Source organism: Phenylobacterium sp. RIFCSPHIGHO2_01_FULL_69_31, assembly GCF_001824475.1.
Taxonomy (GTDB): Bacteria; Pseudomonadota; Alphaproteobacteria; order Caulobacterales; family Caulobacteraceae; genus Phenylobacterium.
In genome coordinates, this window is sequence record NZ_MHXN01000039.1 from 102,014 (window position 1) to 114,272 (window position 12,259).

The following is a 12,259-nucleotide window of genomic DNA, read 5'->3' on the forward strand; positions in this document are numbered from 1 at the left end:
CTACCGGCTGGCGACGCGCGAACGCTTCTTCCCCAGGGGATCCGAGACGCAGGCCCTGCGGACGCGCGCGTTGAGAGCTTCCCGCTCGTCGTCCTTCATCTTGCTCATGGCCAAGGCCGCGGCGCTGCCGGCGAAGGGGACCACAAGGTTGCCGGCGATGGCGATCACGGTCCGCCCCTCCTTGTTGTCGTCGAAGGCGGCGACCGCCCGGCGCGCCTGGCGGCAGTCGCGGGTGGCGTACTCGGGGTCGCGCTTGTTGAGCGACTTCACGGTCTGGCGGGGCGAGGTGGCGCAGCCGGCGGCGATCAGGCCCACGGCCGCGAGGGTCAGGAAGCGTCGCAAGGTTCGTCTCTCCGCAGCATCCCGGGAGAGCGAACCCGGCCGGGCGGCCAAGGTTCCCGCCGCCCTCAGCCGTCGTAGCCGTCGACGATGTAGACGCGGCTGGTGGAGGTGGCCTCGCGGATCGGCAGGATGGCCAGGTACTCGGGCGAATTGCGCCAGGCGCGCGCCGCCTCCCGATTCTCGAACCGGAGCACCACAAGCTTGTCCGGGGGCGGCGCCCCATCCACCCGCTTGGGGGCGCCGCCGCGGATCACATACTGGCCGCCGTATTTCGCCAGGATCGCCGGCACCTGGTCGGCATAGGTCTGGAACCGCACAGGTTCGGTGACGACGATCTCGTTGACGACATAGGCGGCCATGCGCCCGAAGCTAGCGGCGCCGGCGACCGAGCCGCAAGCGGCTCACGCCGAGCCCTCCGCCTGAGCCCAGGGCGGCGGGTCCAAGACGCGATCGACGAGCAGGGAGTCGGCGTATTCCTTCACCGACTTCAGCTTGCCGTTCTCCAGCCGGCACACCAAGCAGTACTCGTTGTTGTAGAGCTTGCCGCCCTTGGTGGTGACGCAGCCCCGGTGTTCGACGACCACCGTGTCCCCCTCGGCGATCAGATTGACCAGCTGGGCCGTATACTGGTCCGCGAACTGGGCGAAGAGCGGGCCGAACAGCTCGCGCCTAACCGCCGCCTTTCCGGCAATGGTCCGCGACCACGGCGTCTGGCCGGTGATTGTGAAGGTGAAGTCGTCGTCCAGCAGGTCGAGATAGGGGCGGCTGTCCCCCCGGCCCAGGGCCTCGAAGGCGGTCTGCATCAGTCTCTTGTTCTCGGCGGCGCTCATGGCGGTCTCCTTGACTATCCGCCGCCACAATGGTTCGGCCGCGCTACATGCTTCCAATCGATAGTTGGAAGGCGATATATTCCTACTGTGAATTTATCGGCTCTCGACCTGAACCTGCTGGTCGCACTGGACGCGCTCCTGCGGGAGGTCAGCGTGAGCCGCGCCGCCGATCGGATCGGCCTGTCGCAACCGGCGACCAGTCATGCCTTGCGGCGCCTGCGGGAGGTGATGGGCGATCCTCTGCTGGTCCGCGCTGGGGCGCGGATGGAACTGACGCCGAGGGCCGAGGCCCTGCGCGAGCCACTGGCGGCGGCGCTGGCGCAGGTCCAGAGCCTGTTCGCCGAAGAGGGGTTCGACCCGGCCACGAGCCGGCGCCAGTTCACCGCGATGATCCCCGATGTCTGCACCAGCATCCTGCTGCCGGGCCTGGTGCATCGGCTGGAGGCCGAGGCGCCCCATGTGCGCCTCAAGCTGGCGCCCTTCCGCGCGCCCGGGATGATGACGCCCGACTTCGCCCGGGCGCTGGACTTCATCGTGGGTTACCAGGCCCACGACTTTCCCGGCTTCCACCGCCAGCGGCTCTATGTAGATTCCGACGTCCTGGCGGTCCGCAACGGCCGCGCCGGGGCCCGGCGTCTATCCACGATCGAGGGGTTCCTGGCGGCGCGCCACGTCGCGGTGGTCTCCCGCGGCGAAACGATCGACCCGATCGACGCCTGGCTTACCGGCCTCGGGCTCAAGCGCGACGTGGTGCTGACGACCCCCACCTATCTCCAGGCGCTGGAGGCGGCCGCCCGGACAGATCTTGTGGCGTTCGTCCCTTCGCGCCTGATTGCCGCCGCGGGCCGTGACATGGGCCTTCGCCGGGTGGAGCCGCCACTCGACACCGGCCACGACGAGCAGGATCTGCTCCATCCGGCGCGGCTGAACGCCGACCCGGCCTCGATCTGGATCCGCAGCCTGGTGCTGGAGATCGGTCGCGGCCAGGCCTAGGCCCGACACATTCGCGCAACAGCCCGGCGCTAATCAGACCGGAAATTCGAAAAATCGGGGGAAGCCATGATCGTCCGTCTGCTCACCGCCAGCGCCCTGGCGCTCGGCCTCGCCGCTGCGCCCCTCGCGGCCCAGGCCCAGGCGCCCGCCGACGCCTTCGCCTCGGACGTGAACCAGGTGGTCCGGATCAAGCAAGGCGCGCTGAAGGGGACGGTGAAGGACGGGGTCGCCTACACCCTGGGCATTCCCTACGCCGCGCCGCCGGTCGGCGATCTGCGCTGGAAACCGCCGGCGGCCGCCCCCGCCTGGGCCGGCGAGCGCGACGCCAGCCGCGCCGGCCCGCGCTGCCAGGACGTCGAGGACTGCCTGACCCTCAATGTGGTGCGACCGGCGAACGCCAAACCCGGCCAGAAGCTGCCGGTCATGGTCTGGATCCATGGCGGCGCCTTCGTCATCGGGACCAGCATGGGCGCCTTCGGTGGCGATACCGAGGGAACGAACTTCGCCAAGGACGGGATCGTCCACGTCAGCCTGAACTACCGGCTGGGCCGCGCCGGCTGGTTCGCACATCCGGCCCTGACGGCCGAAGGTCCCACCGGCAACTACGGCCTGATGGACCAGGTCGCGGCCCTGAAGTGGGTCCAGGCCAACATCGCCCGGTTCGGCGGCGACCCGAAGAACGTCACCATCTACGGCGAGAGCGCCGGGGGCATCTCGGTGCTATACCTGATGCTGGCGCCGGACGCGAAAGGGCTGTTCGCCAAGGCGATCGGCCAGTCCAGCTTCGCGCGGCACCAGCCCACGCCGCTGAAGACCGCCGAGGCGGCGGGGCTGAAGGCCGCCCAGGCGGCGGGTGTCCAGGGCGAAGACGCTGCGGCGGCGGCGGCCCTGCGCAAGCTGCCGCTCAGCGCCATGCCCTATACGGGCGGGTTCATCGGCCGGGCGGGTCCGATCCTGGACGGCCGGTACATCACCACGGGCATCGCCCAGGGCTTCGCGGCGGGCCGGCAGGCAAAGATCCCGCTGATGCTGGGCGGCAATTCGAACGAGGCCAGCCTGGTCCGGCCCCAGCCGGCTCAGCTCGACGCCATCCCGGAGCTCCAGAAGGCCGCGATCCTCAAGACCTTCGATCCGGCGAACTCGGGCGACAAGGCCCGCATCGTCAACGACGTGGTGACCGTCCAGATGATCACCGAGCCGGACCGCCATGCCGCCCGACTGCACACGAAGGCGGGCCACCCCGCCTTCCTCTACTACTTCAGCCACGTGCCCGCCGACGCCGGGGCGCGCAAACCCTATGGCGCGGGCCACACCGACGAGATCCGCTACGTCTTCGGCGCGCCCACCGCGCCGGCCAAGTTCACAGCGGACGATAAGGCCCTGTCCGATGCGATCCACGGCTACTGGGTGAACTTCGCCCGGACCGGCGAGCCTGGGACAGCCGGCGGCGTCCCCTGGCCGCGGTTCGGCGCGAACGAGGCGCAGGTCGAGTTCGGGCAGGGCGCCGTCAGCGTGCGCGAGCGGTTCCTGAAGGATTGGCGCGACGTGGTGGAAGCCGGCCAGCCGAAGTAGCGGGCGTTTTAGGCCCGCTTCTTGGCGGGCGCCTTGCGGGCGGCGGGCTTCTTTGCAGGCGTCGCGGCCTTGCGGGCGGGCGTCTTGCGCCGTTCGCCACCGCCCAGGCTGCGCTTGAGGGCTTCCATCAGGTCGATGACCTCGGCCTCCTTGGGCTCCTCGACCTTCTTTATGCCGTGGCCCTTCTGCTTTTCCTTGATCAGGGCCCGGAGCGCGTCCTCGTAGCGATCGTTGAACTTCGAGGGATCGAAGGGACCGGACTGCTGGTCGATGATCTTCGCGGCGATCTCTACCATGGCGGCCGGCGCCTTGTGGGCCGGGATGCGGTCGAAGACATCGCTGGCGTCCCTCACCTCGCGGTTCGACCTGAGGGAATAGGCGAGTATGCCCTTGCCGCGCGGCTCCAGCGCCATGAGCCGCTCGCGCTGGTGCATGACCAGCCGGCCCAGGGCGACCTTGCCCGCCTTTTCCATGGCCTGCCGGATAACGGTGAACGCCTCGACGGCCATGTCCCCGTCGGGGGTCAGGAAATAGGGATCGTTCCAGTAGAGGCGGTCGATGTCGTCCTCGTCCACGAACCGCTCGATGTCGAGGGTGCGGGTGGTCTCCAGCCGGACGTTCTTGATCTCCTCGTCCGTGACCACGACGTAGTGGCCCTTCTCGACCTCGTAGCCCTTGACGATGTCGGAGCGGTCGACCGGCCCCGTTTCGGGGTCGGTGGGGATCATGCGGATCCGGTTGTTGGTCTGCTTGTGCAGCATGTTGAAGCTGACGTCGCTGGTCCGCTGGGTGGCGGTGTAGAGCGCGACGGGGCAGCTCACGAGGCTGAGGCGCAGGTAGCCCTGCCAGGTCGGACGAGTGGCCATGGGAATCTCCGGATCGCCGGAGTCAACGCGCCTACGGCCGAGTCAGTTCGCAGCTATTTCGGCAGGGCCAGAGTGGGCAGGGCCGCCGCCTGCTGGAGGTCGAGCTGGGGCTTGCGGAAGTGGCTGCGGACGCCGCTCGGGGCGCCGAACTCCATCAGCCGGTCAGCCTTGGGATCGTAGGCCGGCCAGGCCTCGGCGCCGCACGTGGGCGCGGAGGACTTGGCGAAGCTCACCCAGCAGGCGTGCATGAGGCTGGCCATGGCCTTGTCGTCCTCGCTCACCAGGCTCATCGGCGTGCGGCGGCCCCAGTATTCGAAGACGTACTGGATCTCCGCGGCGTGCGCGGCGGTCTTCACCGCCGGCCGGAACCGCGAGCCGACATAGGAGAAGTGATAGAGCCAGGCCGGCTTGCCGCCGGAGGCCTGCTCGGCGACCCACCGGGCGGGCCCGCCCATGAACCGGTCGGTGAAGACGGCGCGGGCCAGCGTCTCGTCGCCCTGGGCCGCTTCGTCCTTGTAGACCACGCGGGCGGCGGCGGGGATCATCGCCAACTGGGCGGCCGTGGGCGGACCCGGACCCATCAGGGAATCTTCGCCGGAGTTGGACCCGATGATGAGGGGCACGTCGTCGAAGGTCCTGCGCGCCAGGGCCTGGGATGGCGTCTCAGTCATCAATTTGCCGTCGACGAAGGGGCCGTAGGTCCCGCCGATGGCGACCAGCGTCTCGACGGGGACCGCGCGCAGCGCCTCCGCCGTGGTGGCGTCGAGGGCGGCCGCGCCTGCCTGTTCCTTGGCGGCCAGGGCGACGGGCGGGAACCAGCCGCCCCCGGACTGTACGATCGCCTTCCGGTACAGCCCCCGGGCCTTGGGTGTAGCCAGCAGCGCCAGGGTGCTCATGCCGCCGGCCGACTCGCCGAAGACGGTGACGTTGTTGGGGTCGCCGCCGAAGGCTGGGGCGTTGCGCTTCACCCACTGGAGGGCCGCGATCTGGTCCATCAGGCCGAAGTTGCCCGTCGGGGCGGCGCCGTCGTCCTTGGTCAGCGCCGGATGGGCGAAGTAGCCCAGCGCGCCCAGGCGGTAGTTGATCGAGACCAGCACGATCCCGTCACGGGCGAAGTTCGAGCCGTCATAGACCCAGCCTGCGCCCGTCCGGTGGCTGCCGCCGTGGATCCAGACCATGACCGGCGCGGCCTTGGCGCCCTTCGGCGCGAAGACGTTGAGCTGCAGGCAGTCCTCGCTCACCGGCCCGTTGGCGCCGCCGGTGTTCGGAGAGCCGTTGGCGTTCATCGGCTGGGGGCAGGAAGGGCCGTTCTTCGTGGCGTCACGCTCGCCCGTCCATTTGGCGGCAGGCTGCGGCGGCGCCCAGCGCAGCTTGCCGACGGGCGGGGCGGCGAAGGGGATGTTGCGGAAGACGTGGGCCTTGTCGGTCGCCTCGCCGACGAGGACGCCGCCGTCGACCTTGGCCTTCACGAGCGTCTGCGCCTGGGCCGCGCCGGCCGCAAACCATGCCGCCGCCAAGATTGCCGCCCAACGCATCCTCATGCCTCCCGCTTCCGCGGGGGACTTTGCCCGGGTTTTGGAGCACGGGGCAACCGCCGCCCGGCCTGAATTCGGCGGCAACCCCGGCTTGACTCCTTCGTTCTGCAGTTCCAGAACAAAGATGGAACAAAAGGAGTCCCAAAGCGATGTCCGATTTTCGCGCCACGCGGATCGCCGCCCTGGCCGCGAAGATCGCCGCCATCGAGAGCGGCGGACGCGCCAAGGCCGGTGTGCTGCCCTTCGGCGACGCCAGGCTGGACGGCTGCCTGCCGGGCGGCGGACTGGCGCTGGGGCGCTGGCACGAGATTGTCGGCGCGGGGCTGGAGGCCGAGACCTCAGCCGCGCCGGCCGCCTTCGCGGCCCTGGCCGCCACACCTCTGGCCCGGACGGGCGAGGCGGTGTGGGTGCTGCGCCGTGACGACCTCTGGGCGCCGGGCCTGGCCGGCTTGGGCTTCCCGCCCGAGCGGCTGATCCAGGTCTGCGTCCGCGACGAGGCCGAGGCCCTGGCGGTGATGGAGGACGCCCTGGCCACCGTGGGCGTTTCCGCCGTCTTCGCAGAGGTGGAGGCGGTGGACCTGACTGCGGGCCGGCGGCTGCAGCTGGCCTGCGAGAAGCGGGGCGCCACGGGCTTCGTGATCAAGCGCCGGCCGTTCGGAGGAAAGGCCAGGACCGAGGCGGCCGGCTCGGTGGCCGGAACCCGATGGCGCGTGGCGTCCGCCCCCTCCGAACCCCCGGCCGGAGAATTCGGCCTGGGTGCGCCGCGGTTGCGCGTGGCGCTCGAACGCTGCCGGGGCGGACGAACCGGCGAATGGATCCTCGAGGCCTCCGCGGCCTATTCCTGGGAGGCAGGCGATGTCGCGCATCCTCTGCGCCTGGTCGCCGACCTGGGCGATCGCGAACTGGCGCCGGCGCAACCCCGCGAACGCCGAGCGGCCTAGCGCCCCCGAAAGCTCCTCCCCTGTCGTGAAGACGACGGGGGAGGTGGCTCGGCGCGGCACGCGGCGAGACGGAGGGGGCGCAAGGCCCCAGGCTCCGAGCTGCCGGCCTGACGCCCCCCTCGCCCTCATCGAGACCGTCCGTCAGGTCCGCCGGCTCGCCGCCGTCAGCGACGAGGCCGCCAAGCTTGGGTTGCACGTCGGTCAGAAGGCCACCGACGCCATGGCCCTGGTCCCCGGCCTCATCACCGCCGAGGCCGAGCCGGAGGCGGACGCCCAGGCCCTGACCGCGCTTGTGGACTGGTGCGTGCGCTTCTCGCCCGCGGTGGCCGCCGACCGGCCGGACGGGTTGTTCCTGGACATCTCCGGCGTGGCCCACCTGTGGGGCGGGGAAGGCGAACTGCTGGCCGATTTCCGGGCGCGCCTGGCCGCCAACGGCCTGCCCTTCCGCCTGGCCATCGCCGACACGCCCGGCGCGGCCTGGGCCCTGGCGCATCACGGCCGCGACGGAACCATCGCGCCGCCGAACGGCCAGGGCGAGCTTCTGGCGCACCTACCGCCAGCCGCCCTGCGCCTCGATCCCGAGGCGGCCGCCCAGATCGAGCGGCTGGGCCTGCGCCGGCTGGGCCAGCTCATGGAGATCCCCCGCGCGCCGCTGGGCCGCCGCTTCGGGGCGGCGACCCTGGACCGGCTGGACCAGGCCTTGGGCCGCACGGCCGAGGCGCTGGCTTTCCGCCGCCCGGCCACGCCCTGGGTCGATCGGCTGGCCTTCTTCGAGCCGATCAGCGCGCCCGAGGACATGGCCCGGGTGACTGAGGACGTCACCGCCAAGCTCTGCGCCCGGCTGGAGGCGGAGAGCCAGGGCGGCCGGCGCTTCGAGGTCGCCTTCCACCGGGTGGACGGCAAGGCGCCGGCGATCGCCGTCGGCCTCTCCCTGCCCGGCCGCGATGCCCGCCGCATCGCCCGCCTCCTGCAGCCCAAGCTGGAGACGGTCGACCCCGGCTTCGGCGTCGAGAGCGTGACCATCGCCGCCTATGCCGTCGAACCCGTGGGCGGGCGGCAGGTGCGGATCGAGGCGGGCCTGGAGGCGGCGGTGGAGGACGGCCTGGCTCCGCTGGTGGACCGGCTCGCCAACCGCCTGGGCCCTTGCGCCGTGTGGCGCGCCGCGCCGTTCGAAAGCCACGTCCCCGAGCTGTCCGCGACCCGAACCCCGGCCCTGGGGGCGCCGCCGCCGCAGGCCCAGCCCTGGAACCGCGAGGCGCCGCGCCCGGTCCGCCTGTTCCGCCGCCCCGAGCCCCTGGAGCAGGTGGTGGCGCTGTTGCCCGACGACCCGCCGATCCAGTTCCGCTGGCGCGGCCGCCTGCACCGGGTCCAGCGCGCCGAGGGGCCCGAGCGCATCGGCGAGGAATGGTGGAAGGGCGACATCGCCGACGCCTCGATCACCCACGTCCGCGACTACTACCGCGTGGAGGACGCCGAGGGCGGCCGTTTCTGGCTGTTCCGCGCCGGTCTCTACGGCGGCGGGGACGCCCCCAAATGGTGGCTGCACGGCCTGTTCGGATAGGAGCTTTCGATGAAACCCAAGATCAGCCTGATCACCCTCGGCGCCCGCGACCTCGACCGGATGATCGCCTTTTACCGGGATGGCCTAGGACTGCCCCTGCACAACTACAGCCCCGGCGACGACATGGTGATGTTCCGGATGGAGGGAACCTGGCTGGGCCTCTTCCCGCGGCAGGCCCTGGCGGAGGACGCCACCGTCCCGGTCGAAGGCTCCGGCTTCGCCGGCGTGGTGCTGGCGCACAACGCCCCCTCCAAGGCGGCGGTCGACCAGGTCTTCGCCGAGGCGCTGGCCGCAGGCGCCACCGCCGTCAAACAGCCCGTCGACGTCTTCTGGGGCGGCTACTCCGGCTACTTCGCCGATCCCGAGGGCAACCTCTGGGAGGTGGCCTGGAACCCCATCACCGACCTCACATGACCCGCTACGCCGAGCTCCAGGCCACCAGCAACTTCTCGTTCCTTCGGGGCGCGTCGCATCCGTGGGAGCTGGTCACCGGGGCCGACGCCCTGGGCCTGGAGGCCGTGGGAATCTGCGACCGCAACAGCCTGGCGGGGGTGGTCCGCGCCTGGCGGCAGATGCGCGATCTGCAGAAGGGCGGCTCGAGGGTCCGGGCCCTCACCGGCTGCCGCCTCGACTTCGCCGACGGCACGCCGAGCCTGCTGGTCTATCCCTCGGACCGGGAGGCGTACGGCCGCCTCACCGCCCTGCTCACCGCCGGCCAGCGCCGGGCCGAGAAGGGCGGCTGCGAACTGCACTGGGAAGACCTGTTGCTCCACGCCGAGGGCCAGCTTGTCCTGGTGGTCCCGCCCGAGCGCCTGGACCAGGCCTTCGAGGGCGACCTGCGGCGGATCCGCGGGGAGCTGCCGGACGTGTGGCTGGCGGCCGCCCGGCGCTATGGCGCGCGCGACCTGCAACGCTTGGCGCGCCTGGACGCCCTGGCCCAGGCGTCGGCCATCCCGATGGCAGCCACCAACGACGTGCTCTACCACGGGCCGGAGCGGCGCCCCCTGCAGGACGTGCTGACCTGCATCCGCGAGACCTGCACCATCCACGAGGCGGGGCTGCGCCTGGCCGCCAACGCCGAGCGCCACCTGAAGCCCGCCAGCGAGATGGCGCGCCTCTTCGCCAGATTCCCGGGCGCGGTGGAGCGCAGCGCCGAGATCGCCGAGCGCATCGGCTTCGACCTGGGCCAGCTCCAGTATGAATACCCGGATGAACCCGTGCCGGCGGGCAAGACCGCCATCCAGCACCTGCGCGACCTGTCGTGGGCCGGGGCCGAGTGGCGCTATCCAAAAGGCGTGCCGGACAAGGTCAGGAAGCTGGTCGCCCACGAGCTCGATCTGATCGAGAAGCTGGACTACCCCAACTACTTCCTCACCGTGCACGACATCGTCCAGTGGGCCCGCAGCCAGGACATCCTGTGCCAGGGGCGCGGTTCGGCGGCCAATTCCTGCGTCTGCTACTGCCTGGGCGTGACGGCGGTAGACCCCACCCAGCCGGACCAGGATCTGCTGTTCTCGCGCTTCATCTCCGAGAACCGCGACGAGCCGCCGGATATCGACGTCGACTTCGAGCACGCGCGGCGCGAGGAGGTGATGCAGTACGTCTACCGCCGCTATGGCCGCCACCGCGCCGCCATCGTCGCCACGGTGATCCATTATCGCCCGCGCATGGCGATCCGCCAGGTCGGCAAGGCCCTGGGCCTCACCGAGGACATCACCGCGGCCCTGGCCAACACCGTCTGGGGCAGCTACGGCGACGACGTCCCGGACGAGCACATCCGGCAGACCGGACTGGATCCCGCCGCGCCGGAAATCCGCCGGGCGACCACCCTGGCCCAGCAACTCCTCGGCTTTCCGCGCCACCTGTCCCAGCACGTGGGCGGCTACGTCCTGACCAAGCGGCGGCTGGACGAGACCGTGCCCATCGGCAACGCCGCCATGGAGGACCGCACCTTCATCGAGTGGGACAAGGACGACATCGACGCCCTGAAGCTGATGAAGGTCGACGTGCTGGCGCTGGGCATGCTGACGGCCCTGAAGAAGAGCTTCGACCTTCTGCCGCCGAGGCCGGACGCAAGCCGGATCACCGACATCGCCCACATCCCCCAAGGCGATCCCGAGGTCTACGAGATGCTGTGCCACGCCGATTCCGTGGGCGTGTTCCAGGTGGAAAGCCGCGCGCAGATGTCGATGCTGCCGCGGCTGAAGCCGCGGAAGTTCTACGACCTGGTCATCGAGGTGGCGATCGTCCGCCCCGGGCCGATCCAGGGCGACATGGTCCACCCCTATCTCAAGCGCCGGGACGGCCGCGAGGCGGTGAGCTACCCGCGGCCAGGACCCGATTATCCCCAGGACGAGATGGAGGCGATCCTGGGCAAGACCCTGGGCGTGCCTCTCTTCCAGGAACAGGCCATGCGGGTGGCGATCGTCGGAGCCGAGTTCTCGGACGACGACGCCGACGGTCTGCGCCGTTCGATGGCCACCTTCCGTAATGTGGGCACGGTGGGGAACTACGGGCTGAAGTTTGTCGAGGGGATGGCGCGCCGCGGCTACGACCGCGAGTTCGCCGAGCGGTGCTTCAAGCAGATCGAGGGCTTCGGTTCCTATGGCTTTCCCGAGAGCCACGCCATCAGCTTTGCGATCCTGGTCTACGCCTCAGCCTGGGTGAAGCGGCATCACCCCGACGCCTTCCTGGCCTCGCTGCTGAACAGCCAGCCGATGGGCTTCTACCAGCCGGCCCAGCTGGTGCGGGACGCCCGCGAGCACGGGGTGGAGGTGCGGCCCCCGGACGTGATGTTCAGTCACTGGGACTGCACGATCGAGGCCAAGGACGACCCGCGCGAGCGGCTCCGGCCGGTGCGCCTGGGCCTGCGGCAGATCAAGGGCTTCAAGGAGGACGATGCCAAGGCCCTGGTCGCGGCGCGCGAAGCCGGCGCCGACAGCATCGAGGCCTTCGCCCGCCGGGCCCGCCTCTCGCGCCGCGCCCTGGAGCTGCTGGCCGAGGCCGACGCCTTCCGCAGCCTGGGCTTCCCCCGGCGGGAGGCGCTGTGGGCGGTGAAGGGGCTGGCGGGCGAATGGGGGGCCGAGACCCATGCGCCGCTGCTCCTGCGCCAGAGCCTGAAGGAGGCCCAGGTGGAGCTGCCGTTCATGAGCCAGCCCCAGCACGTGGCCGAGGACTACCGCACCACCAGCCTGTCCCTGAAGGACCACCCCGTCCGCTTCTTCCGCGAAGAGCTCGCCCGCCAGAAGGTCGTGCCCTGCTCGGCGCTGAAAACCGTCCGCGACCGGCGGCGGCTGGCGGTGGGCGGCCTGGTGCTGGTGCGCCAGCGGCCCGGCACCGCCAAGGGCGTGGTGTTCATGACCCTGGAGGACGAAACCGGCATCGCCAACATCGTTGTCTGGCGCGACGCCTTCGAAGCGAACCGGCGGCTGGTGATGACCTCGGCCTTCCTGATCGTCCACGGCCAGGTGCAGAAGGAGGGCGAGGTCATCCACGTGGTGGCCGAAAGGTTCACCGACCTGTCCGGCCGCCTGTCGGAGCTGCGCGAGGACCAGGGCCAGATCGCCGCCCACTCGAAGGTCACCGGACGCCTGATCCGCAGCCGCGATTTTCACTGAGG

General features: G+C 70.7%; 11 protein-coding genes. 6 read left to right on the forward strand and 5 right to left on the reverse strand.

Features of this window, described 5'->3' with window-relative positions; all coding sequences use genetic code 11:
• The 3 genes from A2790_RS20970 to A2790_RS20980 form a co-directional block, all read right to left on the reverse strand.
• Positions 1 to 342, reverse strand: a complete 342-nt coding sequence (locus A2790_RS20970) for a hypothetical protein (protein ID WP_293395959.1) — start codon at positions 340 to 342, stop codon at positions 1 to 3.
• Positions 343 to 407: 65 nt separating this feature from the next.
• Positions 408 to 701 (reverse strand): DUF1330 domain-containing protein, encoded by a 294-nt coding sequence (locus A2790_RS20975; protein WP_293395962.1) that lies wholly within the window; start codon positions 699 to 701, stop codon positions 408 to 410.
• A gap of 42 nt (positions 702 to 743) precedes the next feature.
• Positions 744 to 1,172, reverse strand: a complete 429-nt coding sequence (locus tag A2790_RS20980) for a nuclear transport factor 2 family protein (RefSeq protein WP_293395965.1) — start codon at positions 1,170 to 1,172, stop codon at positions 744 to 746.
• Positions 1,173 to 1,259: 87 nt separating this feature from the next.
• On the opposite strand from A2790_RS20980, the gene A2790_RS20985 reads away from it, so the two are divergent.
• A complete protein-coding gene (locus tag A2790_RS20985) occupies positions 1,260 to 2,165 on the forward strand; it encodes a LysR family transcriptional regulator (RefSeq protein WP_293395968.1) in 906 nt (301 codons plus the stop codon).
• A gap of 66 nt (positions 2,166 to 2,231) precedes the next feature.
• Complete coding sequence (locus A2790_RS20990; protein ID WP_293395971.1) at positions 2,232 to 3,737, forward strand: carboxylesterase family protein; 1,506 nt, start codon at positions 2,232 to 2,234, stop codon at positions 3,735 to 3,737.
• A gap of 8 nt (positions 3,738 to 3,745) precedes the next feature.
• Here the strand turns inward: A2790_RS20990 and A2790_RS20995 are convergent, their stop codons facing one another.
• Together A2790_RS20995 and A2790_RS21000 are read right to left on the reverse strand one after the other, a co-directional pair.
• Positions 3,746 to 4,603 carry a Ku protein gene (locus tag A2790_RS20995; protein WP_293395974.1) on the reverse strand — a complete coding sequence of 286 codons (858 nt, stop codon included), beginning with the start codon at positions 4,601 to 4,603 and terminating at the stop codon, positions 3,746 to 3,748.
• A gap of 53 nt (positions 4,604 to 4,656) precedes the next feature.
• Positions 4,657 to 6,138, reverse strand: a complete 1,482-nt coding sequence (locus tag A2790_RS21000; RefSeq protein WP_293395977.1) for a carboxylesterase family protein — start codon at positions 6,136 to 6,138, stop codon at positions 4,657 to 4,659.
• A gap of 149 nt (positions 6,139 to 6,287) precedes the next feature.
• Here A2790_RS21000 and A2790_RS21005 point away from each other — a divergent pair, with 149 nt between their 5' ends.
• The 4 genes from A2790_RS21005 to A2790_RS21020 are packed head-to-tail and all read left to right on the forward strand — an operon-like array spanning position 6,288 to position 12,257.
• Positions 6,288 to 7,079 carry a protein imuA gene (locus A2790_RS21005; protein WP_293395980.1) on the forward strand — a complete coding sequence of 264 codons (792 nt, stop codon included), beginning with the start codon at positions 6,288 to 6,290 and terminating at the stop codon, positions 7,077 to 7,079.
• Positions 6,994 to 8,640 carry a DNA polymerase Y family protein gene (locus A2790_RS21010; protein WP_293395983.1) on the forward strand — a complete coding sequence of 549 codons (1,647 nt, stop codon included), beginning with the start codon at positions 6,994 to 6,996 and terminating at the stop codon, positions 8,638 to 8,640. Before A2790_RS21005 ends, A2790_RS21010 begins: the two co-directional genes overlap by 86 nt.
• Before the next feature lie 9 nt (positions 8,641 to 8,649).
• Positions 8,650 to 9,054 carry a VOC family protein gene (locus A2790_RS21015; protein WP_293395986.1) on the forward strand — a complete coding sequence of 135 codons (405 nt, stop codon included), beginning with the start codon at positions 8,650 to 8,652 and terminating at the stop codon, positions 9,052 to 9,054.
• Positions 9,051 to 12,257 (forward strand): error-prone DNA polymerase, encoded by a 3,207-nt coding sequence (locus A2790_RS21020; protein WP_293395989.1) that lies wholly within the window; start codon positions 9,051 to 9,053, stop codon positions 12,255 to 12,257. The genes A2790_RS21015 and A2790_RS21020 overlap by 4 nt, the downstream gene beginning before the upstream one ends.
• Positions 12,258 to 12,259 lie beyond the last annotated feature (2 nt).

Excerpts from the sequence above, each read along its gene's own strand:
- A2790_RS20975 (WP_293395962.1), bottom strand. The coding sequence starts at position 701 with ATGGCCGCCTATGTCGTCAACGAGATCGTCGTCACCGAACCTGTGCGG.
- A2790_RS20980 (WP_293395965.1), bottom strand. The coding sequence starts at position 1,172 with ATGAGCGCCGCCGAGAACAAGAGACTGATGCAGACCGCCTTCGAGGCC.
- A2790_RS20990 (WP_293395971.1), top strand. The coding sequence starts at position 2,232 with ATGATCGTCCGTCTGCTCACCGCCAGCGCCCTGGCGCTCGGCCTCGCC.
- A2790_RS20995 (WP_293395974.1), bottom strand. The coding sequence starts at position 4,603 with ATGGCCACTCGTCCGACCTGGCAGGGCTACCTGCGCCTCAGCCTCGTG.
- A2790_RS21000 (WP_293395977.1), bottom strand. The coding sequence starts at position 6,138 with ATGCGTTGGGCGGCAATCTTGGCGGCGGCATGGTTTGCGGCCGGCGCG.
- A2790_RS21005 (WP_293395980.1), top strand. The coding sequence starts at position 6,288 with ATGTCCGATTTTCGCGCCACGCGGATCGCCGCCCTGGCCGCGAAGATC.
- A2790_RS21010 (WP_293395983.1), top strand. The coding sequence starts at position 6,994 with ATGTCGCGCATCCTCTGCGCCTGGTCGCCGACCTGGGCGATCGCGAAC.
- A2790_RS21015 (WP_293395986.1), top strand. The coding sequence starts at position 8,650 with ATGAAACCCAAGATCAGCCTGATCACCCTCGGCGCCCGCGACCTCGAC.
- A2790_RS21020 (WP_293395989.1), top strand. The coding sequence starts at position 9,051 with ATGACCCGCTACGCCGAGCTCCAGGCCACCAGCAACTTCTCGTTCCTT.